The 24,358-nt window shown below is 69.8% G+C and carries 17 protein-coding genes, 1 pseudogene and 1 riboswitch; of the genes and pseudogenes, 10 read left to right on the plus strand and 8 right to left on the minus strand.

What is annotated here, in order from left to right; translation table 11 throughout:
• Positions 1-130: 130 nt before the first annotated feature.
• On the minus strand, positions 131-967 hold the full coding sequence (gene metF, locus AC1G9L_RS04110; protein WP_019800610.1) for a methylenetetrahydrofolate reductase [NAD(P)H]: 837 nt from the start codon (positions 965-967) through the stop codon (positions 131-133).
• A gap of 177 nt (positions 968-1,144) precedes the next feature.
• Positions 1,145-2,515 (minus strand): annotated as a pseudogene (locus AC1G9L_RS04115) (alpha-amylase family protein).
• Between the two features lie 333 nt (positions 2,516-2,848).
• Between AC1G9L_RS04115 and AC1G9L_RS04120 the strand changes: the two are divergent.
• From AC1G9L_RS04120 to AC1G9L_RS04135, 4 genes are all read left to right on the plus strand, one after another.
• The gene (locus AC1G9L_RS04120; protein ID WP_019800606.1) at positions 2,849-3,769 is read left to right on the plus strand and encodes a succinylglutamate desuccinylase/aspartoacylase domain-containing protein; all 921 of its coding nucleotides are present in this window, start codon (positions 2,849-2,851) and stop codon (positions 3,767-3,769) included.
• 179 nt (positions 3,770-3,948) lie between these two features.
• Positions 3,949-4,506, plus strand: coding sequence for a DUF3228 family protein (locus AC1G9L_RS04125; RefSeq protein WP_481070330.1), 558 nt, complete (start codon positions 3,949-3,951; stop codon positions 4,504-4,506).
• Positions 4,507-5,010: 504 nt separating this feature from the next.
• Positions 5,011-7,554, plus strand: a complete 2,544-nt coding sequence (locus AC1G9L_RS04130; RefSeq protein ID WP_481070331.1) for a methyl-accepting chemotaxis protein — start codon at positions 5,011-5,013, stop codon at positions 7,552-7,554.
• Positions 7,551-8,333, plus strand: coding sequence for a TorF family putative porin (locus tag AC1G9L_RS04135; protein ID WP_481070332.1), 783 nt, complete (start codon positions 7,551-7,553; stop codon positions 8,331-8,333). The genes AC1G9L_RS04130 and AC1G9L_RS04135 overlap by 4 nt, the downstream gene beginning before the upstream one ends.
• Positions 8,334-8,345: 12 nt before the next feature.
• Here the strand turns inward: AC1G9L_RS04135 and AC1G9L_RS04140 are convergent, their stop codons facing one another.
• From AC1G9L_RS04140 to AC1G9L_RS04150, 3 genes are read right to left on the minus strand one after another with little or no spacing between them, the layout of a single operon-like run.
• Positions 8,346-9,047 (minus strand): sulfotransferase, encoded by a 702-nt coding sequence (locus AC1G9L_RS04140; protein ID WP_019801274.1) that lies wholly within the window; start codon positions 9,045-9,047, stop codon positions 8,346-8,348.
• Positions 9,044-9,958, minus strand: a complete 915-nt coding sequence (locus AC1G9L_RS04145) for a sulfotransferase domain-containing protein (protein ID WP_019801273.1) — start codon at positions 9,956-9,958, stop codon at positions 9,044-9,046. The genes AC1G9L_RS04140 and AC1G9L_RS04145 overlap by 4 nt, the downstream gene beginning before the upstream one ends.
• Positions 9,951-11,342, minus strand: coding sequence for a cytochrome P450 (locus tag AC1G9L_RS04150; protein ID WP_019801272.1), 1,392 nt, complete (start codon positions 11,340-11,342; stop codon positions 9,951-9,953). The genes AC1G9L_RS04145 and AC1G9L_RS04150 overlap by 8 nt, the downstream gene beginning before the upstream one ends.
• Before the next feature lie 529 nt (positions 11,343-11,871).
• On the opposite strand from AC1G9L_RS04150, the gene AC1G9L_RS04155 reads away from it, so the two are divergent.
• Positions 11,872-12,633, plus strand: coding sequence for a class I SAM-dependent DNA methyltransferase (locus AC1G9L_RS04155; protein WP_481070333.1), 762 nt, complete (start codon positions 11,872-11,874; stop codon positions 12,631-12,633).
• 38 nt (positions 12,634-12,671) lie between these two features.
• Here the strand turns inward: AC1G9L_RS04155 and AC1G9L_RS04160 are convergent, their stop codons facing one another.
• The 3 genes from AC1G9L_RS04160 to ahcY all read right to left on the minus strand — a co-directional run bounded on the left by AC1G9L_RS04160 (position 12,672) and on the right by ahcY (position 14,959).
• Positions 12,672-12,971, minus strand: a complete 300-nt coding sequence (locus AC1G9L_RS04160; RefSeq protein WP_153751548.1) for a type II toxin-antitoxin system RelE/ParE family toxin — start codon at positions 12,969-12,971, stop codon at positions 12,672-12,674.
• Position 12,972: 1 nt separating this feature from the next.
• On the minus strand, positions 12,973-13,257 hold the full coding sequence (locus tag AC1G9L_RS04165; RefSeq protein ID WP_019801269.1) for a ribbon-helix-helix protein, CopG family: 285 nt from the start codon (positions 13,255-13,257) through the stop codon (positions 12,973-12,975).
• A 256-nt stretch (positions 13,258-13,513) separates the two neighbouring features.
• Positions 13,514-14,959, minus strand: a complete 1,446-nt coding sequence (ahcY, locus tag AC1G9L_RS04170; protein WP_019801268.1) for an adenosylhomocysteinase — start codon at positions 14,957-14,959, stop codon at positions 13,514-13,516.
• 33 nt (positions 14,960-14,992) lie between these two features.
• Positions 14,993-15,092, minus strand: a riboswitch (S-adenosyl-L-homocysteine riboswitch).
• Positions 15,093-15,281: 189 nt separating this feature from the next.
• On the opposite strand from ahcY, the gene AC1G9L_RS04175 reads away from it, so the two are divergent.
• The 5 genes from AC1G9L_RS04175 to AC1G9L_RS04195 all read left to right on the plus strand — a co-directional run bounded on the left by AC1G9L_RS04175 (position 15,282) and on the right by AC1G9L_RS04195 (position 24,276).
• Positions 15,282-17,756, plus strand: a complete 2,475-nt coding sequence (locus AC1G9L_RS04175; RefSeq protein ID WP_481071007.1) for a S9 family peptidase — start codon at positions 15,282-15,284, stop codon at positions 17,754-17,756.
• A gap of 161 nt (positions 17,757-17,917) precedes the next feature.
• Positions 17,918-20,632, plus strand: coding sequence for a phosphoenolpyruvate carboxylase (ppc, locus tag AC1G9L_RS04180; protein WP_481070334.1), 2,715 nt, complete (start codon positions 17,918-17,920; stop codon positions 20,630-20,632).
• Between the two features lie 82 nt (positions 20,633-20,714).
• The gene (locus AC1G9L_RS04185) at positions 20,715-21,290 is read left to right on the plus strand and encodes a TetR/AcrR family transcriptional regulator (protein WP_481070335.1); all 576 of its coding nucleotides are present in this window, start codon (positions 20,715-20,717) and stop codon (positions 21,288-21,290) included.
• 59 nt (positions 21,291-21,349) lie between these two features.
• A complete protein-coding gene (locus AC1G9L_RS04190; RefSeq protein ID WP_481071009.1) occupies positions 21,350-22,330 on the plus strand; it encodes an Lnb N-terminal periplasmic domain-containing protein in 981 nt (326 codons plus the stop codon).
• The gene (locus tag AC1G9L_RS04195; protein WP_019799380.1) at positions 22,327-24,276 is read left to right on the plus strand and encodes an alpha/beta fold hydrolase; all 1,950 of its coding nucleotides are present in this window, start codon (positions 22,327-22,329) and stop codon (positions 24,274-24,276) included. The genes AC1G9L_RS04190 and AC1G9L_RS04195 overlap by 4 nt, the downstream gene beginning before the upstream one ends.
• Positions 24,277-24,358: the final 82 nt, after the last annotated feature.

Here is a 24,358-nt window from a genome sequence, read left to right on the forward strand (position 1 = left end):
GCGAATGCGTGGTCACGCCGGGATTGGTGATTCGGGATTGGGGATTGGCAACAGCGGCGCGCCGCCCCGCTTTGGCGAATCCCTAATCCCCAATCCCCAATCCCGAGCGGCCGCACAGCGGCCGCGACCTTCAGCCGACGACTGAGGGCAGACGTGCCAGGACGCTGGTGGTCGGCTTGGCCAGGTTGAGCGTATAGAAATGCAGCGCCGGCGCGCCGCCGTCGATCAGGCGCTGGCACAGCGTGGCGACCACGTCGGCGCCGAACTCGCGGATGGATTCGGCATCGTCGCCGTAGGCCTGCATGCGCTTGCCGATCCAGCGCGGGATTTCCGCGCCGCACTGCTCGGAGAAGCGTCGCAGCTGGCTGAAGTTGGAGATCGGCATGATGCCCGGCACGATCGGGATCTGTACGCCGAGCTTGCGCACCGCGTCGACGAAGTGGAAGTAGGCGTCGGCGTTGTAGAAATACTGGGTGATGGCGGCATCGGCGCCGGCGTCGACCTTGGCCTTGAAGTGGCGCAGGTCGCTGAGCGCGTCGTGGGCCTGCGGGTGCGTCTCCGGATAGGCGCCCACTTCCAGATGGAAGGCGTCGCCGTGCTCGGCGCGGATGAAGGCGATCAGGTCGGCGGCATAGCGCAGGTCGCCGGGGTGGCCCATGCCGGAGGGCAGGTCGCCGCGCAGCGCGACCAGGCGCCGGCAGCCGATGGCACGGTACAGCTTGAGCAGTTCGCGGATCTCCTCGCGGCTGCCGCCCACGCAGGACAGGTGCGGCGCGGCCTCGAAGCGGTGATGCTGCTTGAGGTGGCGCACGGTCTCGGAGGTGTAGCTGAGGGTCGAGCCGCCAGCGCCGAAGGTGCAGGATACGTACTCCGGCGCGTAGGCCTTCAGCCGTGCGGCGGTGCGGTCGAGCTGCGCGCGCTGTTCGTCGGTCTTGGGCGGATAGAACTCGAAGCTGATGGCGGTCATGGGCGCAACGCAGCGGGCGGTGCGGTCAGTATATCTCTTCATCCGGATGGATGTGCAAGAAAAGACCGGGCCGCCGGAACGTGACGGCCGGCGCCGTGCCGAAGCCGCGGGACCACGCGGGCCAGGTCGGCACGACGCCGACGCGCCCATCTGGGCGCGCCGGCTGGATGCGGACGCTCAGCGCTTCCACATCCGCGCCTGCCGCGGCGGCAGGCTGAAGGTGTAGCTGCCGCTGGAAATGCGCACCACGCTGCCCGAGCCCAGCGCATCGGTGTAGTCGACGTTCCAGCGCAGCACGCTGCCATTCATCGGCACGGCGGCGGTGACGGTGGTGCCGCACTTGTTGATGCCGACGATGCCCAGGTCGCCGCGACGGAACAGCAGGTAGCAGTCGCCGTGCGCCAGCACCTGCATGTCGCGGCCCTGCGCGGCGTTGTGGAAACCGACCATGCGCTTGAGGTCCTCGCGCTGGTAGGCGTTGACCCAGCGGTTGTCGCCGCTCTCGTTGTTGTCCGAGTACACCATCGGCACGCCGCCGTCGCGGCCGAGCAGGTAGGCGTAGGCCAGGGTTTCGTCGACCGGGTCCATGATCGCGTAGCGGAAGCCGGCATTGTTGGGGATGTCGTGGGTGATGGCGAAGGTCACTGCGCGCGCGCCGGGCAGGGCCTGGCCGTAGGCGCCCGGATCGACCAGCAGATCCATGCTGCCGCCTTAGGCGAAGGCGTTGCGCACCGAGTTGAACAGCGGGAAGTCGTAGGCCGCGTGCGGGGTGGCCTGCAGGTACGGCGCCAGGAACTGGTCGTAGTCGGAATTGCCGCTGCCGCCGCCGGTGATCACCTCGCCGAACACCATCACCCCGGAGCGCACCTGCGCATCGAGCACCTTGTTCAGATGGTCGAAGGTCATGTGTTTGGCCGCGTCGATGCGGAAGCCGGTCACGCCCAGCGCCTTCAGCGCCAGCAGGTAGTTGCGCTGCTGCTGCACCACCCAGTCGTTGCCGACCAGATCCGGCAGGCCGGGATCGTTGCCGCCGCCGCAGATGCGGTAGGTGCGTACCTGGTAAGGGTCGTTGTAGTTGGTGATGCACTGCGCCGGGCCGAAATCGCTGGCGCTGAGGAAATTCTGCGAGAGGTCGCCGAACAACCGCAGCGCGGCATAGCGCTGCGGATTGGCGGCGTACTGGCCCAGCACCGCGCTGCCCGGCTAGTTCAGGTCCGAGCGCGTGGCCGCTTCGTTGGCCATGTGGTTGAGCACCACGTCGGCATAGGTCTCCACGCCCACGGCCTTCAGCGCCTGCACCATGCTGGCGAAGGCGTCGGTGTCGCCGAGCGGGTTGTCGATCAGGCGCATGTCCTGCGGCTGGTAGCGCGCCCAACAGGCGTCGCCCTGCGAGCGGTAGGCCGGCGCCACCAGCACCTTGCGGTAGCCGGCGGCGGCGATCTGCGCGGCACGCGCTTCCACAGTGGCGTAGGGCCAGTTGAACGCGTGCAGGATGACGTCGGCCTGGGCGCTGGCGGTGGCCAGGAGCAGCAGCAGGCCGACCAGCAGGCTGCGCCAGCGGTGCAGGCGCAGCAGACGATTTGCAGCGGATGGGACGCGCATCGTTCGATCTCCTCGTTGCGTGGGCGCAGGCGGGGCGCCTGCAGGACAGGGGCATGACCTCGCCGCGGGGCTGGCGTGCGGCGCGAGGATGCTAAGCGCGCATCGCGGCGCAACATGCGCACGCTACATACGTATTCATGGCGACAGCGCGCGAAAGCGGGATCGGCATCCGCTTCCGCGACGAGGTACCGCTAGCGCGGTGTTCGTGGCACATAGCGCATCGCGGCCCCTGCGCTTTGCTACAGTCGCCGCCCTCACCTGTCGACGCGGAGCCGCATCATGACCAGCGCAGCCTTCTATCCGATCGGAACCCCCGGCGTGCCCTGGGGCGCCGCCGAGAAAGCGGCGTGGCTGGCCGGGCAACCGCGCCGTCGCAGCTATCAGGACGAGGTGGTGACGGCCATCGAGCGCTTGCGTGGGCCGTGGGAACTGGTCGAGTACGGCGAACTGGCGTACGCGCAGGAGCGCTATCCGTTGCTGGCGCTGCGCAGCCGCGATTGGAACGAGGCGCTGCCGTGCATGCTGGTCACCGGTGGCGTGCACGGCTACGAGACCAGCGGCGTGCACGGTGCGCTGCAGTTCGCGCAGCACCATGCTGAGGACTACACCGGCCGCGCCAATGTGCTGCTGGCGCCGTGCGTGAGCCCCTGGGCGTACGAGCGCATCCACCGCTGGAACGCCGATGCGATCGATCCCAACCGTTCGTTCCGGGCCGACAGCCCAGCGCAGGAATCGGCGGCGCTGCTGCGTCTGGTCGCGCCGTTGCGCGAGCACGTTCGCATGCATATCGATCTGCATGAGACCACCGATAGCGACGAGTCCGAGTTCCGTCCGGCGCTAGCTGCGCGCGATGGTGTCGACTATGCGCCGGGCGGCATCCCCGATGGCTTCTACCTGGTCGGCGACAGCGAGAACCCACAGCCGGCGTTCCAGCAGGCGGTGCTGGCCGCGGTGGCGCAGGTGACCCATATCGCGCCGGCCGACGCCGCCGGCGAACTGATCGGCACACCGCTGGCGGCGCCGGGCGTCATCAACTATCCGGTGAAACGGCTGGGCCTGTGTGCGGGCATCACCGATGCGCGCTACACCACCACCACCGAGGTCTACCCGGACAGCGCCAGCGCCACGCCGGAGCAGTGCAACGCCGCGCAGGTGGCGGCGGTGCGCGCGGCGATCGACTACGCGTTGGCGCATCCGTAGTCGCAGGCATGCTGCAGTATCCGTAGGAGCGGCTTCAGCCGCGACAGGCGCTATCGATAACGCCCATCGCGGCTGAAGCCGCTCCTACATGGGCGTGCGACCACGCGGGTGCGCCGGCCGCGGTGTGCGCAGCGCCTGGGGCGCGCTACGCTTGTCCGCCCTCATTCGCCATGCATGCCATGTCCATCGTCCTCACGCCGTTCGCCCGCACCCGCCTGTTCCCGCGCGACGGACGTCGCAATGCGATCCAGGACTGCACGCCGGAGCAGTTCGAGCAGCATCTAAACGCCAACGCGCCGCTGCAGGTGCTCGACGGCTATGCGCCGTTCTGCAAATTGCACGTGCACCGCAACTGGACCTCGACGCGCTGCCTGACGGTGCCGATCACCGATGCCAACCGGCGCCTGCTGCGTTCCGGCTATGAGGCGCGCAGCCGCGAGGAACTCCCGGTGCTGGTGCGCTGGTTCGAAGGCGTCGAGCCGCCGGTGGCCGCCTACCTGCTGCCGATCCTCTACAGCCGCGAACAGCTCGCCCAAGAGGGGGCGCCGATCGAGGCCGACTGGGGCGTGGTCGGTTGCCTGTACACCGCCGAGCCGCAGGAGATCCCGATGGCGCCGATCACCATGCTGCGCAATGCGCTGGGCGTGGAGGAGGGCGGCTCCGGCGTGCCGCTGGATCGCGACGCCTACCGGCGCAGCGTGGCGTTCTGGGAGCACAACGCCAACTGGCGGCCGTAAGCGCTGCCCGTACGCGGTCTGCGTGCGGTGACCTGGCCGAGCACGTAGCGCGTTGCGTGCGATGGCGATGCATGCGCCCATGTCACCGAGCATGGGCGTGATCGCACCGGAGTTGGTCGCGCATCTGCACATCGGTTTTCCCGCGTTTCTGCAAGCCGCCGCTGCCGGCACGCTTTGCTGCATCCGTGCACGCAGTTGTTCACTGGCGCACAAATGCGGCAGGAAACTGCACGCTGCCGCGCGTTTTCACCGCGAACCCATGTCCGTTCATCGGCATCACGCGGGATGCCCATCAAGTTTGCCGATGGCGGGACGATAGCCAGGGGTGGGTCGCCACGCAGCAGCGCCAGGACGCAAGGTCCGGCGGCGCATCGCGGCCCGATGGGGAATGCGTCTCGGGCAGGTCATCGGCAACGGACGCGGCGCGCTCGCGCCGTGCCGCAGCGGCCTGCCGCATGACGCGTTCCCCGCGACCGTATTCCCTCCCCTACCAAGGAAGTCGTCATGTCCACCCCGTCGCCGCATCGCCGTCGCGGCAGCGTCGCCAAACGTCTGATGCTGGGCACCGGCCTGCTCGCGCTGGCCTGCTTCGGCCTGACCGCGATCATCATCTACTGGCGCAGCAGCGATGCGTTGCTGTCGACCTCGCGCACCAGCATCGAGAACCTGGCGCAACTGGAGGCGCAACGCGTGTCGCGCGAGATCGGCGTGGCCTTCGACGCCAGCGAGGCGCTGGCCAACAGCTTCCGCGTGCAGCATGGCGCCGGCGGCCTGTCGCGTGCCACCGCCACCGCGGTGCTGCGCAGCCAGCTCGATGCGCATCCGCAGTGGCTGGGCATCAGCACCATGTGGGAGCCGGACGCGTTCGACGGCAACGACAAGGGCTTCGTCGGTGCCGAGGGCCACGACGCCACCGGCCGCTACATGACCTGGTGGTCGCGGCAGAACGGCCAGCTGGTGCGCGAGGCGCTGCGCGACTACGAAAAGCCGGGCGACGGCGACTGGTACCTGCTGGCGCGCAACACGCACAAGCCGGTGGGGATCGAGCCCTACTACTACCCGGTGGCCGGCAAGGACACGCTGATGACCACGCTGGCCACGCCGATCCTGGAGAACGGCCGCTTCCTGGGCGTGGTCACCGTCGACTTCACTCTCGATACCCAGCAGCAGCGCATCGCCGCGCTGCGGCCGATGGGCGAGGGCCATGCCAGCCTGCTGTCGCCGTTCGGCATGGTGATGGCCAGCCGCGATCCGCAGCAGGTCGGCAAGACCCGCAACGACGCCTGGTCCAGGGACATGCTGGCGCGCGTGGCCAAGGGGCAGGTGGTGTTCGACCATCGCCGCGCCGACGGCGAGGATGCGTTGAACGTGTTCGTGCCGCTGAAGATCGGCGATGCGCCGCAGGCGTTCGCGCTGGGCATCTCGGTGCCGTACGCGCTGGTGATGGCCAAGGCGCGTGCGCTGCTGTGGACCATCGCCGCGGTCGGCCTGCTCTCGGCGCTGTTGCTGAGCGGCGCGCTGTACCTGCTGCTGCGCCGGCAGGTGCTGGATCCGCTGGCCGAGGCGGTGCGGGTGTCCTCGGCGGTCGCCGCCGGACGCCTGGACAGCCAGGTCCGGCATCGCCGCGACGACGAACTGGGCCAGTTGCTGGACGCGATGGGCAGCATGCAGACGCAGCTGCAGGCGGTGATGCAGGCGCAGGCGGAGATGGCACAGCGCCATGACGCGGGCGAGATGAGCTACCGGATGGACGCCGCGCGCTTCCCCGGCGAGTACGGGCGCATGGTCCATGGCACCAACGCGCTGGTCGCCGCGCACGTGGACGTGCAGCGGCGCCTGGTCGAGGTGATGTCGCAGTACGCGATCGGCAACATGCAGGTGGACATGGAAGCGCTGCCCGGCGAGAAGGCGGCGATCACCGAGGCGATGCGCACCACCAAGCGCAGCCTGCAGGCGATCAATCAGGCCATCACCGAACTGGCGCAGGCCGCGGCCTCCGGCGATTTCTCCCGGCGCGGCGATGCCGAGCGCTTCCAGTACGACTTCCGCGGCATGGTGGTCGGGCTGAACCGCCTGATGGAACTGACCGAAGGCAACCTCTCGGCCTTGTCGGCGCTGCTGCGTGCCGTTGCCCAGGGCGACCTCACCGCGCGCATGCATGGCCAGTTCCATGGTGTGTTCGCGCAGATGCGCGACGACGCCAATGCCACCGTGGAGCAATTGACCAGCATCGTCGGCCGCATCCAGCACGCCACCACCGCGATCAACACCGCCGCCAGCGAGATCGCCGCCGGCAACGACGACCTGTCGCGCCGCACCGAGCAGCAGGCGGCCAATCTGGAAGAAACCGCGGCCTCGATGGAGGAACTGACCTCCACGGTGAAGCAGAACGCCGCACATGCGCACCAGGCCAACCGGCTGGCGCAGGACACGGCCGGCGTGGCCTCGCGCGGCGGTGCCGTGGTTGAGCAGGTGGTGGAGACCATGACCGGCATCGCCGAAGCGTCGAAGAAGATGGCCGAGATCATCGGCGTCATCGACGGCATCGCCTTTCAGACCAATATCCTGGCGCTCAATGCCGCGGTGGAGGCGGCGCGTGCCGGCGAGCAGGGCCGCGGTTTCGCGGTGGTAGCGAGCGAAGTGCGCGCGCTGGCACAGCGCTCGGCAACCGCGGCACACGAGATCAAGGGCCTGATCGACGCCTCGGTCGGCAAGATCGACGATGGCACCGCGCTGGTCAACGGCGCCGGCGACACCATGCGCGAGGTGGTGGCCAGCGTGCGCCAGGTCACCGACATCATGAGCGAGATCGCCGCCGCCTCGCAGGAACAGAGCGCCGGCATCGAACAGGTGGGCAAGACCATCGTGCAGATGGACGAGGTGACCCAGCAGAACGCCGCGCTGGTCGAGGAAGCCACCGCGGCGGCGCGGGCGATGGAGGATCAGGCCGGGGAACTGCAGCGCGCGGTGGCCCTGTTCAAGCTCGCCGCGCCTGCATCGAGCCGCCTGGCCGCACCGGTCCGCACGCGGCTGGAGCGGGTCTCGTGAGGGCCGTGCGCACGATGGTGCTGCTGCTGGCGCTGGGCGTCGCCGCACCGACCTGGGCTGGTAACGCCAGCGCCAACCTGGCCGCGACCTCGAACTACGTCTCGCGCGGATTCGAGCAGAGCTGGGGCCGGCCGGTGCTGCAGGGCGGGCTGGACGTGGCCGCGGACAGCGGCTGGTATGCCGGCACCTGGGCGTCCGGGGTGAGTCCGTACTTCATCGAAGGCGGGCACGTGGAGTGGGACGTGTACGCCGGCTACGCGGCCAGCCGCGGCGACTGGGGCTGGCGTGCCGGCGTCTACCACTATGCCTATCCCGGCGCACGCATGAGCGCCAGCGGCACGCGCTACGACTACGGTGAGGCCATCGTCGCCGGGCATTGGCGCACGTTGGAGCTGTCCTACGCCAGCACCTGGACGCGCGACTACTTCGGCTACAACAGCGCCACGCTGGGTGTCGGCCAGGGCCGGCACTCGCGCGGCTCCGGCTATCTGGCAGTGGACGCCACGCTGCCGCTGGCATCGGACTGGCAGGCCAGCGTGCATGCGGGCCACCAGCACGTGCGCAACTTCGCCGACTACGGCTGGACCGATGCGCGTCTCGGTGTGAGCCGCACCTGGCGCGGCACCGAATTCGGCCTGGGCTACGCACGGGCCTGGAACAGCGCCGGCGTCTATCGCCGCTATACCACCGGCGTGGCCGATGCGGATGGCCGGGTGCATGTCTCCAATCCGATCGATGGCGCCTGGTCGTTCACCATCAAGCGCAGTTTTTCGCTGTAGCCGGACGCGCGCTCAGCCGTCGGCGGGCGGCGCGAACGCCTCCACGGCGAGCCGGTCCAGGTAGTCGCGCAGGCGCTGTTCGCGTTGTGCCGGGTCGCTGGGCAGCGGACGCGCTGGCGTGCCGCCGCTGCGCGCATGCACGCGGGGATACGGCTGCGTGGGCACCGGCACGCCCAGGAAGGCGCACAGCGGTTCCCAGCCCGTCTGCGCGTCGGTGTCGAGCACCAGCAGGCGGTGCGCCGGCACGCCGGCGATGACCGCCTGGTTCCAGCGCTGGAAATAGTCGGTCATGAAGCCGCGATCGTCGATGCGCGTGGCGAACTCGCGGCGCAGGAACTGGCTCAGGCGCTGGCCGTCGGGACCGAACAGCGCCGGCACGCGGCCGTCGCTGGCGAAGATGGTGTTGCGTACCGAATCGAACCAGGCATCGGCATCGCGCACGGTCAGGATCACCTTGGCCTGCGGATAGCGTGCGACCAGTTCGCGCCAGAAACAGCAGCCGGGATAATCGACGGTGGCGGTATAGCCGGCGAACAGCGTCTCCCAGTCCGCCTGTCCGTCGAGCGCCGTATGCCACAGCGGCAAGGCCTGGCGCAGGTTCGCGGCCAGTTCCATGGCGTGGTAGCAACGGCCCAGGCCCAGATGCTCCAGCGCCATCTTCAGCGACAGGGTGCCGGTGCGGCCGAGGCCGGCGCCGATGATGCGCAGGCTCATGGCGTCTGCCTTGTACCGTGGGCCAGCCACTGCGCGGCCGCGCCGCCCAGCTCGGCCTGCGCGCGCGCGTCATAGTCCGCGGCAACGCTCGCCGGCAACAGCGTGCGCCAGCGGCCACTGCGCCCCTGGTTGAAGAAAGCCTTGCCGCCTTCGCGCCACAGCCCGGCGCCCTGCGGCACGTAGCGCGCGGCGTGCTGGCGCATGTAGTCGAACTGGCAGTGCGCCAGGATCGTGTCCCAGGTGGCGTCGCGTACCGGGATCTCGAGAAATGCGGCGATGCGCCGCACCTGCGCAGGCAGATCCACCAGCAGATCGGCGTAGTGCACCAGCAGCACGTTCGGCTGCGCGCGCTGCTGCCACCAACTGCGCACGCCCTCCCAGAACGGCCAGAACGGTGCGCCGTCGTGGGACAGCCAGTGCGCTACGTAGGCGTCCACCGGCAGGCTCGGCGGCGGCATCACGCGCAGCTTGCCCGGTTCGGTCGCGCCGGCATCCAGCCGCGCCTGCGCATCCTGGCTGACCGCACACTGGTGGTCGTACAGGCTCAGCGCGATGTCGCGGCCATCGCGGCCGATGTACAGGTATTTGGCGCGGTCGCTGATCACCAGCGCATCGGCCGGCAGATGGGTCTTGATGAAACGCCGGTGGGTCTGCGCCTGCAGCAGCGCGAGCTTGCTGGCGCGGTCCGGGTACACGCCGTCCAGCCATGGCGAGATCGCCGACACGTCGACGTCCACTGCGCCTTCGAACAGCAGTTGCGCCACGATCTGCTGCAGCCAGGTAGTGCCCGCCTTGGCGTAGCTGGCGATGACGATGTCGCCGTCGCGAAACTCCAGTTCGTTCCAGGCAGCCGAATCGAAGAAGCGGTTGGAATATTCCCGGGTCTTGGCGAAGGCGGCGAGGTCAGCCATGCGGGGCGTCCGGGGCAGGAGGGTGGGGCGGCGTCGTGTCATGCGACCGACGGCCAGGGGTGGCGGTGCGTGGTCGCAGCGCGATGCGGACGTCGAGTGGGCGCAGTACCAGCGCCGGGAACGGCCGCGGCTGCGCATCTGCCGCCAGGTGCAGCGTGCGCTCGCGCAGCACGCCGGCCACCACCAAGGTCATCTGCACCAGCGCCAGCTGGCTGCCGATGCAGCTGCGCGGGCCGCCGCCGAACGGAAAGTAGGTGTAGCGCGCTGGCGTATGCGCCGCATCCAGCCAGCGCGTCGGCAGGAAGCACCCCGGCGCGGCGTAATGGCGCGGATCGCGCTGCACCACCCACTGGCTGACGATCAGCTGCGTGCCGCGCGGCACCGCGAATCCCTCCAGCGCGGTGTCGCGTTGCGCGATGCGCGCGGTCATCCAGGCCGGCGGATACAGGCGCATGGCTTCCTTCACACAGGCGCGGGTCAGTGGCAGGTGTTCGACAAGAGTGTCGTCGCCTGCCGTGGCGGAGGCGTTGCCGATGTCGGGCAACGCGTCGGCTTCCTCCGTCACCGCTTGCGCGATCGACGGATGCTGCGCCAGCAGCAGCAACGTCCAGGTCAGGCCAGCCGCCATCGGCTCCAGCGCCGACATCAGCATCGCCGCCGTCTCATCGCGGCACCAGTCGCCCTGGCCCTGTGGATCGTCGCGCCGCAGCAGGTCCAGCACCGAGGCGTTCGCGCCTGGTGGACGTGGCGATGCCAGGATCTGCGTCAGTGCGCTGTCCAGTGCGCTACGTGCGGCACGTAGACGGCGCTTGCCGGCACTCGGCCACCAGGCCGGCGCCGCGGAAGGCGTGCGGGTCTGCTGCAGGATCGCATCGACCATCGGCAGCATCCGCAGCAGCGCTGGCGCGTGCGTCGCATCGCCAAGCAGGAAGCCGGCGCCCAGATCCGCACAGAGCACTGTCATCCTCAGGCGCAGGTCCTGCGCATGCGCGTTGTCGTCGCCCGATTGCAGCAGCGCCTGCGTGGCGGCGAGTGCCTGTCCGGCGTAGTCGCGGACCAGTCCGGCGCGGAATGCGGGCTGCAATGCCTGGCGCTTGTGTCGCCAGGCCTCGCCCTCGCTGTTCATCACCGAGGCCGGGAACGCAGCACGCCGCGCGCGCGGGTCCGGATCGGATTTGGCGTAGAGGCTGCCATCGTCGCCCAGCACGGTCGCGATGGCTGCCGGCGACGCGAGCAGGTAGGTGCGCTCGGCGATCCGCACCACGTCGCCATGGTCGCGTGCGCAGCGTTGAAGGAAGTCGAGGGGATCGTGCGCGAAGGCCTGCCGGTTGCCGAACGCCCAATGCCCACGCGGACCGGGCGGACGTTGTTGCGTCTGTGTCACGCACTCACCTGCACGAAGAAGCATGGCAGCACGGTGCACCGCGATGCGGAAGGCGACGTGGGACCGATGGCGAACGCATGCGTGGCCGTGCAATGCGCCGAGTTCCGAAGAGAGGGGGGCGGATCGCCCCCTCTCGCACGCGGATGCCACGCAACGGTGGCGGGAAGGTCAGTAGGTGTAGATGTAGCCGAGCCTGTTGCCACCGAGGCTTTGTACCCAACGCGACAGCGAATCAAAAAGGCGCTTCATGGCGATACTCCTGATTGAACGGGGGACTCTGTTGCGATCGTCGCGCCTGTCGCCTGCGGCAGGCGCGCAGAAAGCTTCCTCGCTCGACTACGGCGACGCAAGCAAAAGACTGAAGCGCCGCCAACTGCAACATCTTTGTCATCTTTCGTCGAGCACCTTGCGTCGCAAGCGATCGAATCGCGTCGCCGCGTTTGCCGCCGGCGTCGCTGCCGTGCGTGCGCCATTGCGTCGCGATCGCTGCGTGCTATCGTCGCGCCACTTCGGCAACGAGTGGCTGCGGATGCCCGTGACCCACGAGTACGATCGCCTGGCCGCCATCTACGATCGCGTCTACGATCGCTGGCCTGCCGCCGCTACGCAGCAGTGCGTCGGCGTGCTGGCCGAACTGGCTGCGGGCCGCGCGGCGCTGGAACTGGGCATCGGAACCGGCCGCATCGGCTTGCCGCTCGCGCACCGCGATGTGCCGGTCACCGGTATCGACAATTCCCCTGCGATGCTCGAGGTCTTGCGTGGCAAACCCGGCAGTGACCGCCTGCAGTTGGTCTGCGCCGATTTCGCCGACATGCCGGTGTCCGGGCCGTTCGGCCTGATCTATGCGGTGGGGGCGTTCGGCTATCTGCTGACGCAGACCGAGCAGCTGCGGTGCGTGGTCAATGCGGCGCGCTGCCTGGCGCCCGACGGGCGCTTGCTGATCCAGAGTGCGGTGCCGGGCGCAGAGGTGTTCGAAAGCGGCGGCAAGGTCAGCCAGGTGCTGGACGTGCCGGACACCGACGGCGATGGCGCGGCAGTGATGCTGGTGTGCTCGCAGCCCGATCCGCTGCAGCAGCGCATCGACCAGCGCGTGGTGGTGCTGGGCGAATCCGGCACGCGCATCTTCAGCGAGCGCCGCCGCTACGTGTGGCCATCGGAACTGGACCTGATGGCGCAGATCGCCGGCCTGCGCCTGGAAGTGCGCTGGAGCGACTGGGCACGCACGCCGTACCACGCGCGCAGCCGCATCCAGATTTCGGTATACGCGCCGGCTGGCGATTGCAGGGTCTGAAAGACTAGCGCCGTCTTGGGCGCTAGATGGCGATGATGTTATGCATCGCGTGCATAGCCTGCCTCGCGTTGTGCGCGGATCGCCAGGACAAAGACGGTATCCAGCGCCACCACGTATCGGTAGAGAGCAATATATCCCTGGGCGCCTTGGCCAATCACCAGTTCACGCAGATCATGGCGCGTCAGCCGGCCGATCAGCGGATTGTTCGTCAGCACGTTCGATGCGCTGACGATCTCGCTCAGACGCTCTTGGATATGCTCGGCTTCGTGTTGTTCCAAATGGCCGATGATGCGCCGTAGATCCTCGTTGACAGAGGGCAGGAACTCGACGTGCGCCATGCTATTTCGCGAACTTGCGGGGGGCGGGAGGGGGAGTGTCCTTGCCCTCGATGCGTTCCATCAGATAGCGACGCATCTCGTTCCAGGGAATACTCTCGCCGGTCTCGAGGAATTCGCCCCAACGGCGCTCGGCCTCTGCATGGAAGTCGACGCGCCGCTCGGCCAGCTCGGCCTTCTCGGCGATGGCTTCCAGGATGAAGTTGTGCGACGTGGTGCCGGCCGCTTCCGCGGCCTTGGCGATGCGGGCCTTGAGCGCGTCCGGCAGGCGGATGGTGGTGGTGCTCATGGGGAGCTCCAGGCGATTGGTTGGAATCAATGTAGCACAGGTGTGGTACAGGCGGCCTGGCTGGACAGGCGCAGTCGGCCGACTGGTCGGAAAGGGCCGCTTGCAGCAGGGACTGCGCGAGGTGGCGATGTCTGCGGTTTTCGCTCCGTACGAAACTCCAGCCCCCTGTCTCCGCACGCTGGCAGCGCCGATCCCACAAAAAACGGGCGCCTCGCGGCGCCCGTTCTGGTCTGCCTGGCGATGTCCTGCCGATGGCTCAGTAGCGGTAGTGCTCCGGCTTGAACGGGCCGTCGACCGGCACGCCGAGGTAGGCGGCCTGTGCGTCGGTGAGCTTGGTCAGCTTCACGCCGATCTTTTCCAGGTGCAGGCGCGCCACTTCCTCGTCCAGCTTCTTCGGCAGGCGGTACACCTGCTTCTCGTAGCTGTCCTTGTTCTGCCACAGGTCGATCTGCGCCAGGGTCTGGTTGGCGAAGCTGTTGGACATCACGAAGCTGGGGTGGCCGGTGGCGCAGCCCAGGTTGACCAGGCGGCCTTCGGCCAGCAGGAAGATCGCGTTGCCGTTGGGCAGCACGAACTTGTCCACCTGCGGCTTGATGTTGATCTTCTGCACGCCCGGCAGCTTGTACAGCGCCTCGACCTGGATCTCGTTATCGAAGTGGCCGATGTTGCAGACGATGGCCTGGTCCTTCATCTGCGTCAGGTGCTCGATGCGGATGATGTCCTTGTTGCCGGTGGTGGTGACGTAGATGTCGGCCTGGCCGAGGGTGTCCTCGACGGTGTTGACCTCGAAGCCTTCCATCGCCGCCTGCAGCGCGCAGATCGGGTCGATCTCGGTGACGATGACGCGGGCGCCATAGGCGCGCAGGCTGTGCGCCGAGCCCTTGCCGACGTCGCCGTAGCCGCACACCACCGCGACCTTGCCGGCCAGCATCACGTCCATCGCGCGCTTGAGGCCGTCGGCCAGCGACTCGCGGCAGCCGTACAGGTTGTCGAACTTGCTCTTGGTCACCGAGTCGTTGACGTTGATCGCCGGGATCAGCAGGGTGCCGGCTTCGGCCAGCTGGTACAGGCGGTGCACGCCGGTGGTGGTCTCTTCGGAGACGCCCTTCCAGTCCTTGACCACGCGGGTCCAGTAGCCCGGGCGCTCCACTGCCACGCGCTTGAGCAGGTTCTTGATCACCTGCTCCTCGTGCGAGGAGGCCGGTTCGTCCACCCACTTGGAGCCGTTCTCCAGCTCGTAGCCCTTGTGGATCAGCAGGGTCACGTCGCCGCCGTCGTCCACCACCAGTTCAGGGCCGGTCTGGGTGCCGTCGGGCAGGGTGAAGGTCAGCGCGTCGAGGGTGCAGTCCCAGTATTCCTCCAGGGTCTCGCCCTTCCAGGCGAACACCGGGGTGCCGGTGGCGGCGATCGCCGCGGCGGCGTGGTCCTGGGTGGAGAAGATGTTGCACGAGGCCCAGCGCACGTCGGCGCCGATGTCCTTCAGGGTCTCGATCAGCACCGCGGTCTGGATGGTCATGTGCAGCGAGCCGGTGACGCGCACGCCGGCCAGCGGCTTGGCGGCGGCGTACTGGCGGCGGATCGACATCAGGCCCGGCATCTCGTGCTCGGCGATGTCCAGTTCCTTGCGGCCCCAGTCAGCCAGGCTGATGTCGGCGACCTTGTAGTCGCCCTCGGTGGAAAAGCTCTTGAGTGCAGCGTTCATCGATAAAGCTCCGGTCAATGGCGAGAAACTCGCGAAGTCCGGGCGCCGTTGTCGCTCAAGCCTCGCGCCGAGCCTGGCCGGGTCTGGAGACGGGGAGTCCGGTCTCGATCCGGTCGCAGCGCCCCTCGGCGCAAGGGGTAACCGATTATAGCGGCTGCCACGTGCGGCGCTTGAACACGCGCCCGTGCCCAACCATCGACAGGGGGCGTGCGGCGCCCGCCCTGCTACCGTCGTCGGTTCGATCGATGGGAAGGAGAGGGGAGAGATGAACCAGATCACAGTGCGCGGGCGCCGCCGCGTGGCCGGCCCGGTCTGCGGCCTGCTGTGCGCGGCCCTGGCGGCGGCCGGCAGCGCCGCTGCGGATGCCGCCCCGGCACCTGCGGCCGCCGCCGCGCCCGCCGATGCCGCCGACAGCGGCTATCAGTTGCCGTCGGCGCCGCTGCAGGCCATCGTCGATGCGCCGCGGCCGCCGCAACTGTCGCTGAGCCCGCGGCGCGATCTGGCGGCGATGCTGCAGTTGCCCGCATTGCCCGGCATCGCCCAGGTCGCGCAGCCGGAGCTCAAGCTGGCCGGGTTGCGCATCCATCCGCGCACCCGTTCGCAGAGCCGCTTCGCCTTCGGCGACAAGCTGTGGCTGCTGCGCATCGCCGACGGCAGCGAACTGCGCATCGAAGGTCTGCCGTCGCCGCTGTCGATCGCCGGCATGGCCTGGGCGCCGGACCAGCGGCATCTGGCCTTCAACCGGGTCGATGCGCGCAGCGGCGCCAACGAACTGTGGGTGGTGGACATCGCTGCGCTGCGGGCGCGGCGGGTCGCCGAGCGGCTCAACACGGTGTCCGGCGACGGCTATGCGTGGATGCCCGACAGCCGCCAGTTGCTGGTGTTGCTGCAGCCGCAGGAGCAGGGCGTCGCGCCGCCGTCCGATGCGGTGCCGACCGGGCCGGCGGTGCAGCAGACCGCCGGCGGCGGCGCCACCGCCTTGCGCACCTACCAGGACCTGCTGAAGAACGAGGCCGACGCGCGCCAGTTCGACTACCAGTTGCGCGCGCAACCGGCGCTGGTCGACGTCGACGGGCGGATGCATCGCATCGCGTCTCCCGACCTGTACCTGTCGCTGGCGCCGTCGCCGGACGGCCGCTATCTGCTGGCGCAGCGCCTGCAGCGGCCGTTCTCCTACCTGGTGCCGGCCAGCGGCTTCCCGCGCACCATCGAGGTGCTGGACCGCGCCGGCAAGCCGGTGCACACGGTGGCGCAGCTGCCGCTGGTGGAAGGCCTGCCGACCGGCAACGATGCGGTGCGCACCGGTGTGCGCGACATCGACTGGCGCAGCGACGCCCCGGCGACGCTGGTCTGGGCCGAGGCCCAGGACGGTGGCGATCCGGCGCGCGAGGCGGCGGTGCGCGATGCGGTGCTGATGCAGGCGGCGCCGTTCACCGCGCCGCCGGTGACGCTGGCGCGCCTGCAGTCGCGCTTCGCCGGCATGTTCTGGGGCCGCGGCGACCTGGCGCTGATCGACGAGTTCTGGTGGAAGACGCGGCAGACCAAGCAATGGCGCGTGGCACCGGACAATCCCGCGCAGGCGCCGCATCTGCTGGTGCAGCGTTCGCAGGAGGACCGCTACGCCGATCCGGGGACGCCGGTGACGGAGCGCGATGCCGCCGGCAACCCGCGGCTGCTGATCGCCGCCGACGGCCACAGCCTCTTCCTGCGCGGCGAAGGCGCCTCGCCGCAGGGCGACCGGCCGTTCCTGGATCGCTACGATCTGGACACGCGGCGCAGCACCCGCCTGTTCCAGTCGCAGGCGCCGTACTACGCGGTACCGCAGGCCTTGCTCGACGACAGCGGCCAGCGCCTGCTGATCACCCGCGAGACGCCGCAGGAGCCGCGCAACTTCTATCGGCTCGACCGTGCGGACGCGGAGCCGGTGGCGCTGACCCGCTTCCCGCATCCCACGCCGCAGCTGCGCGACGTGCACAAGGAGCAGATCCGCTACCGGCGCAAGGACGGCGTGGAACTGACCGCGACCCTGCTGCTGCCGCCAGGCTACGACGCCAAGCGCGACGGCCCGCTGCCGATGCTGATGTGGGCCTATCCGGGCGAGTTCAAATCCGCCGACGCCGCCAGCCAGGTCACCGACTCGCCGTACCGGTTCAACGCGATCGGCTACTGGGGGCCGCAGGCGTTCCTGGCGCTGGGCTATGCGGTGCTCAACGATCCGTCGATGCCGATCGTCGGCGAGGGCGCGCGCGAACCCAACGACACCTACGTCGAGCAACTGGTCGCCGATGCGCAGGCGGCGGTGGACGAGGTGGTGCGGCGCGGCGTCGCCGATCGCGACCGCATCGCCATCGGCGGGCATTCCTACGGCGCCTTCATGACCGCCAACCTGCTCGCGCACACGCGCCTGTTCAAGGCCGGCATCGCCCGCAGCGGCGCCTACAACCGCTCGCTGACCCCATTCGGCTTCCAGTCCGAGGAGCGCACCTACTGGCAGGCGCAGCCGGTGTACCAGGCGATGTCGCCGTTCAACTACGCCGACCGGATCAAGGATCCGCTGCTGCTGATCCACGGTGCCGAGGACAACAACTCCGGCACCTTCCCGATCCAGAGCGAGCGCATGTACGCGGCGATCAAGGGCAACGGCGGCACCACGCGGCTGGTGATGCTGCCCAACGAGGCGCATGCCTACCGCGCACGCGAATCGGTGCTGCAGATGCTGGCCGAGAGCGAGCGCTGGCTGCGCACCTATCTGGGGCCGGCGCCCACGCCTGCCGCGGCCGGAGCCGCGTCGCACTGAGCCGCACCTGTGCCACGGCCGCACGCGTGCGCGGCCGTGGCACAGCACACCGTGGGACCGCGCAAATGGTTCGCTTTGAAACCGTCGCCACGGGCGACGGGAGCGCGCGCCCTTTTCGGTTAGGCTTGCGGCGCCCCCACTGCCGAGCCATGCGTTTCCCGATGAACGAGTCCCGCAGCAGCATCGCCTTCGCCACGCCCGACCTTCCCTTACGCGACGACGTGCGCCGGCTCGGCGCCCTGGTGGGCGACCTGCTCGCCGAACAGGTCTCGGCGCAGTTCCTCGACGAGATCGAACGCATCCGCACCACCGCGATCGCCCGCCGCGAGCGCGCCGCGCCGCTGTCCTCGCTGAGCGAGCAACTCGCCGGCCGCGCGCCGCGCGATGCCGAAGCGCTGGTGCGCGCCTTCAGTACCTATTTCCAGGTGGTCAACATCGCCGAGCGCGTGCACCGCATCCGCCGCCGCCGCGACTACCAGCGCAGCAGCGCCGACACGCCGCAGCCGGACGGCCTGCTCGACGCCTTGCGCCGGCTCAAGGCGCAGGGCGTCGGCATCGAGGAACTGCGCGACTGGCTGCCGCGCATCGACGTCGAGCCGGTATTCACCGCGCACCCGACCGAGGCGGTGCGGCGCGCGCTGCTCGAGAAGGAACAGTTGATGGTGGCCAGCCTGGTCGACAACCTCGACGGCCTGCGCACCCCGGGCGAGCGCGCCACCGACGCGGCGCGCTTCCGCATGGCGCTGACCGCCTCGTGGCAGACCGCCGATTCCTCGCCGGTGCGCCCCACCGTGGAGGATGAGCGCGAGCACGTCGGCTTCTACCTGACCCAGGTGCTGTACCGGGTGATCCCGGTGATGTACGAGACCCTGGAGCACGCCATCGAGCAGACCTACGGGCAGGCGCTGCCCCTGCCGCGGCTGCTGCGCTTCGGCACCTGGGTCGGCGGCGACATGGACGGCAACCCCAACGTCGATGCCGCCACCATCACCGCCACCCTCGACGCGCAGCGGCGCGCGGTGCTGGAGCGCTATCTGAAGGAGCTGTGGCAGCTCGCCAGCCTGCTCAGCCAGTCGACCACCCTGGTCGCGGTGAGCGCGCCGTTGCTGGAGCAACTGGAGCGCTACCGGCAACTGTTGCCGGAGGCCGCGGCGCGCTCGCGCCCGCGCCATGGCGACATGCCCTACCGTCTGCTCAACGACCTGATGCGCGCGCGCCTGCAGGCGACCCTGGACGACGCGCCCGGCGCCTATGCCGCGCCGACCGAACTGGAAAGCGACCTGCAGTTGATCCTGGACAGCCTGCAGGCCAACAAGGGCCTGCACGCCGGCTGGTTCGCGGTGCGGCGCCTGCTGTGGCGGGTGCGCAGCTTCGGCTTCCACCTGGCGCGGCTGGACGTGCGCCAGGAGTCCAGCGTGCACGCGCGCGCGGTCGCCGCCGCGCTGGACACGCAGGACTGGGACGCGCGCGCGGTGGAAGAGCGCGCAGGCCTGCTCGGTCCCTACGCCAGCGGCGAACAGGCGCTGCCGGCGGCCGACGACGAAGGCAACGCGCGGCTGGACGCGGTGTTCGCCGCGCTCGCCGATGCGCGCGCGCGGCATGGCGCCGACGCGCTGGGCAGCTACATCATCTCGATGGCACACGACCGCGCCGACGTGCTGACCGTGCTGGCGCTGGCGCGCCGCGGCGGCCTGGTCGATGCCGACGGCGCGGTGCCGCTGGACATCGTGCCGCTGTTCGAGACCGTGGACGACCTGCGCGGCGGCACCGCGACCCTGCGCGACCTGCTGGCCGACCCGGTCTACCGCCGCCACCTGGCCGTGCGCGACGACGTGCAGATGGTGATGCTCGGCTATTCGGACAGCGGCAAGGACGGCGGCATCGCCGCCTCGCGCTGGGGCCTGCAGCGCGCGCAGGTGGAACTGCTGGAGGCGGCGGCCGAACTGGGCATCCGCCTGACCTTCTTCCACGGCCGCGGCGGCTCGATCGTGCGCGGCGGCGGCAAGACCACGCGCGCGCTGGAGGCGGCGCCGCGCGGCAGCGTCGACGGGCGCCTGCGCGTGACCGAGCAGGGCGAGGTGATCCACCGCAAGTACGGCATCCGCGCGCTGGCGCTGCGTTCGCTGGAACAGATGACCGGCGCGGTGCTGCTGTCGAGCCTGCGCCCGCGTGCGGCCGATGCGCGCGAGGCCGGCTGGCGGCCGGTGATGGACCTGGTCGCCGAACACAGCAGCCAGGCGTACCGCGGCTTCGTCGGCGATGCCGAGTTCATGCGCTATTTCCGCCTGGCCACGCCGATCGACGTGATCGAACGCATGACCCTGGGCTCGCGGCCGTCGCGCCGGCTCGGCCAGGATGCGGCGCTGTCCAACCTGCGGGCGATTCCCTGGGTGTTCGCCTGGAGCCAGGCGCGCGCGGTGATCCCGGGCTGGTACGGCGTGGGCAGCGGCCTGCAGGCGGCGGTGGATGCCGGCCACGAGGACGCGCTGCGCGCGATGGCCGCGGACTGGCCGTTCTTCCGCACCTTCCTCGACGACATCGCCATGGTCCTGTCCAAGGGCGACCTCAACATCGCCGAGATGTTCTCGCGCCTGTCCGGGCCGCTGCACGAGCGCTTCTTCCCGCGCATCCGCGACGAACTGGCGCTGACCAAGGGCTGGGTGAAGGCGCTGACCGGGCAGGCCTCGCTGCTGCAGCACGATCCGCGCCTGGCATTGTCGATCCGCCTGCGCAATCCCTACATCGACCCGATCAGCGTGCTGCAGGTGGACCTGCTGCAGCGCTGGCGCGCCACGGACGGTGAGGACGAGGAGCTGCTGCGGGCGCTGGTGGCCTGCGTCAACGGCGTCGCCCAGGGCGTGCAGAACACCGGTTGAGGCCGATGCCACAAGGCGCCGCCGGTCGCTGCCGGCGGCCGCCCGTCGCCACCCGCTTGCGGGCGGACAAAATTGTCCGATAATGCCGCGCATGGAGATGCGAGCCGATACCGCCCACCGCCGCCGCCTGTTGCTGGACGCCGCCGACGAGGTGTTCTGCGCACACGGCGTGCTGGCGCCGCTGGAACTGGTGGTGGAGCGCGCCGGCCTCGGCCGCGCCACCCTGTACCGTCATTTCGCCGACCGCACTGAACTGATAGCGGCGCTGCTGGAACGCGGCCTGGACGGCCTGGAGGGCTGCGCGCGCGAGATCGGCACGCGGCCGGACGGGCTGTTCCTGCTGATGTACGACGTCGCCGAACACATCGCGATGTCGGCGCCGCTGGCCGACTATTGGCGGTCGCTGCCGCGCGAGCATCCGATGATGGACGCGGCGCACACGCGGGCGATGGCGATCCTGCTGCCGTTCCTGCAGCGTGCGATCGCCGCCGGCCTGTGCCGTGCGGACCTGGGCGAGGAGGATCTGGCCCTGGCGATGGACATGCTCGGCGCCTGCCAGCGAGGCAGCGACGAGGCCGAACGCAAGGCGCTGGCGCAACGCGGTTGCCGGCTGCTGTGCCACGCCCTGGCCACGCCCGCGGCGGCGGCGGACTTGTGAGCGCCGACAGCGCCGCACGCCGACGCGCCTGGCCGTGGCGGCTGGCGCGCGCCGTGGCGATGCTGGCGGTGCTGGCCGCCAGCCTGTGGGGCGCGCTGTTCCTGGCCTATCTGCCGCACACCGGCGCCGTGGTGCGCTATGGCTCGGCGCTGCTGTGGGCCGCGCTGGGCGCCGCTGCGCTGTGGGGCCTTCGCCATCCGCGCGAGTACCGCGTGCTGCCGCTGCTGTTCGCGCTCGGCTGTGCGGGCATGGCGGTGGGCTGGTCGGCGCTGCAGCCGCAGCAGAGCCGCGACTGGGCCGACGATGTCGCGCAGTTGCTGGAGCCGCAGGTGGATGGGCAGGTGGTGACCCTGCACAACGTGCGCAACTTCGCCTGGCGCAGCGACCACGACTACACCCCGCGCTGGGAGACGCGCCGCTACGACCTGGAGCGGCTGGCCTCGGCGGACCTGGCGCTGTCGTACTGGATGGGGCCGGCGATCGCCCACACCCTGGTTTCGTTCGGCTTCGACGACGGCCGCCGCGTGGTGTTCTCGCTGGAGATTCGCAAGGAGCGCGACGAGGCGTTCTCGGCGCTGGCCGGGTTCTTCCGCAATTTCGAGCAGGTGATGGTGGCCGCCGACGAGCGCGACATCCTGGCGGTGCGCAGCAACGTGCGCGGCGAGGACGTGTACCTGTACCGGCTCAACCTCTCGCGCGCACAACTGCGCCAACTGTTCCTCGGCTACGTGGCGCGGGCGCAGCAACTGCAGCGCACGCCGCGGTTCTACAACACCGCCACCAGCAACTGCACCACCATCGTGTTCGAGCTGGTGCGCAAACTCGATCCCGCACTGCCGCTCGACATCCGCCTGCTGCTGTCCGGCTACCTGCCGTCCTACGTCTACGCGCAGCACGGCTTCGTGCCCGGCTACAGCCTGGCCACGCTGCGCGCGCGCGGCCGCATCGGCGAACGCGCCCGCGCGGCCGGCGCCGGCGCTGATTTTTCCGCGCGCATCCGCGCCGGCATTCCCGGCGACGACCCCGCGTCCAGGCCATGACCCTGCGCGCACGTCTTGCGCGGTGCACGGGCGCCACGCTGCTGGCTGCCGCGTCGCTGCTCGGCAGCGGTTGCGCGATGGTCAGCGTGCAGTCGCGCAGCGCCGCCGACTACATCGCCACCCAGCGTGGCGATGTGCTCAGCACCGGCAGGCTCAGCGATGCCAGCCTGGAGACGCTGCGCGTCCTCGCGCTCGACCCCAAGACCTGCGAGGCGGACGTTCCGGCCTGCGCCACGCAGCTGCGCGCATTGCAGGGGCTGGACCAGGAGCGGCGGCTGGCGGCCCTGTCGGAGCTGTGGGTGCATGTGGCCAATGCGCGCACGCCGCGGCAGGCGAGGGCGCTGGACGATGCGACGCTGCAGGCGTGGCTGGAGGCGGCGCGCTATGCCTACGCCTATCTGTTCTACACCCCGCGCCCGGCCAGCGCGCGCGCCTTCGAGGATCGGCAGACCCAGGTGCGCGACTACTACAACTACGCCGTGCAGCAGGCGGTCGGCGAACTGTTCCTGCGCTGGCGCGCCGGCAGCGCCAGCGGTGAGCTGCACGACGACGACGCGCTACGCACCGCCGGCTGGCAGGTGCGCGCGGACATGGGCAGCTTCCGCCTGCCCGGCGGAGTGGCGCGGCCGGACGCGATGCTGCCGGCGTCGACGCTGCGCTTCGATGGCCTGCGCAGTACCTACCGTCGTGACGGCTTCGGCGCCGAACTGGTTGCGGAGATCGCTCCAGCCAAGGTCGGCGACCCGACCGCGGCGGCTGCCGCCAAGACCGCGGCGGACCCGCACGCGCCAGCGTTCAGCGAAATGCCGCATGCGCCGACCACGGTGCTGCTGTGCTTCGACGGCGACAGCCTGGCGCAGGTACTCGACACCCGCAGCGTGGTGGTCGCGCCCTACGATCCGTACCGCGACGGCGAGGTCGAGGTACACGGCCAGCGCCTGCCGCTGGCGGCCAACTTCACCGCCGCCTACGGCCTGTGGCTGGCCCGCGCCGGCTTCGCGCGGCAGTCGCTGCGCTCGATGCTCGGGCGCGGGGATGGCATCGACCAGCCGCATCTGTACCTGATGCAGCCGTACGATCCGGACCGACGCATCATCCTGATGCTGCACGGCCTGGCCAGCAGTCCGGAGGCATGGGTCAACGTCGCCAACGAACTGATGGGCGACGAGCAACTGCGCCGCCATTACCAGATCTGGCAGGTCTACTACCCGACCAACATGCCGATCGCCTGGAACCGCGCGCAGATCGATGCGCTGCTGCAGCAGACCCTGCGCCATTTCGATCCGCAGGGGCAGGCGCCGGCCTCGCAGCACATGGTCCTGATCGGCCACAGCATGGGTGGGGTGATCGGGCGCCTGTTGATCAGCGACTCCGGCAACACGCTGTGGAACGACCTGATCGGCGCCCGCGGCGACCGCCGCCCGCTGGACCCGCAGGCGCTGGCGCAGTTGCAGCCGTTGCTGCGCTTCGCGCCGCTACCGCAGGTGGACCGCGCCATCTTCATCGCCGCGCCGCAACGCGGTACCACCTTCGCAGAGGGGCGGCTCGGGCGCCTGGCCGGGCGGCTGGTGCGCCTGCCGGTGACGCTGCTCGATCGCCTGAACACCTTGCTGCAGGGGATCGACGGCCCCGACGGCGCGCCGGTGCGCGTGCCCAACAGCATCGACAACCTGCGCGACACCGATCCGTTCGTGCGCGCGGCGGCGGATCTGCCGATCGCGCCGGCGGTGCGCTACCACACCATCATCGCCCGCCGCGATCCGGCGGTGCCGCTGGCCGCCTCCGACGATGGGCTGGTGCCGTACCGCAGTGCGCACCTGCCGGGCGCAGTGTCCGAACTGGTGATCACCTCGGGCCACAGCGTGCAGGAGAAGCCGCAGGCGATCCTGGAGATCCGCCGCATCCTGCATGCGCAATTGCAGGTGGACGCCGCCGCCACACCCTGACGGGGAGCGCGGCAGGCGGCTGCGCGTGCCGTCGTGGAACCCACCGCTGGCACTGCGTTGCCGTGCCACGCCCACCGGGAGA

It is taken from the genome of Xanthomonas sp. NCPPB 1132, from assembly GCF_056629235.1.

Bases quoted from the DNA above. Each gene is read 5' to 3' on its own strand.
- metF (WP_019800610.1), bottom strand. From the start codon at position 967: ATGACCGCCATCAGCTTCGAGTTCTATCCGCCCAAGACCGACGAACAG.
- AC1G9L_RS04120 (WP_019800606.1), top strand. From the start codon at position 2,849: ATGACCAGCGCAGCCTTCTATCCGATCGGAACCCCCGGCGTGCCCTGG.
- AC1G9L_RS04125 (WP_481070330.1), top strand. From the start codon at position 3,949: ATGTCCATCGTCCTCACGCCGTTCGCCCGCACCCGCCTGTTCCCGCGC.
- AC1G9L_RS04130 (WP_481070331.1), top strand. From the start codon at position 5,011: ATGTCCACCCCGTCGCCGCATCGCCGTCGCGGCAGCGTCGCCAAACGT.
- AC1G9L_RS04140 (WP_019801274.1), bottom strand. From the start codon at position 9,047: ATGAGCCTGCGCATCATCGGCGCCGGCCTCGGCCGCACCGGCACCCTG.
- AC1G9L_RS04145 (WP_019801273.1), bottom strand. From the start codon at position 9,958: ATGGCTGACCTCGCCGCCTTCGCCAAGACCCGGGAATATTCCAACCGC.
- AC1G9L_RS04155 (WP_481070333.1), top strand. From the start codon at position 11,872: ATGCCCGTGACCCACGAGTACGATCGCCTGGCCGCCATCTACGATCGC.
- AC1G9L_RS04160 (WP_153751548.1), bottom strand. From the start codon at position 12,971: ATGGCGCACGTCGAGTTCCTGCCCTCTGTCAACGAGGATCTACGGCGC.
- AC1G9L_RS04165 (WP_019801269.1), bottom strand. From the start codon at position 13,257: ATGAGCACCACCACCATCCGCCTGCCGGACGCGCTCAAGGCCCGCATC.
- ahcY (WP_019801268.1), bottom strand. From the start codon at position 14,959: ATGAACGCTGCACTCAAGAGCTTTTCCACCGAGGGCGACTACAAGGTC.
- ppc (WP_481070334.1), top strand. From the start codon at position 17,918: ATGAACGAGTCCCGCAGCAGCATCGCCTTCGCCACGCCCGACCTTCCC.
- AC1G9L_RS04185 (WP_481070335.1), top strand. From the start codon at position 20,715: ATGCCGCGCATGGAGATGCGAGCCGATACCGCCCACCGCCGCCGCCTG.
- AC1G9L_RS04190 (WP_481071009.1), top strand. From the start codon at position 21,350: ATGCTGGCGGTGCTGGCCGCCAGCCTGTGGGGCGCGCTGTTCCTGGCC.
- AC1G9L_RS04195 (WP_019799380.1), top strand. From the start codon at position 22,327: ATGACCCTGCGCGCACGTCTTGCGCGGTGCACGGGCGCCACGCTGCTG.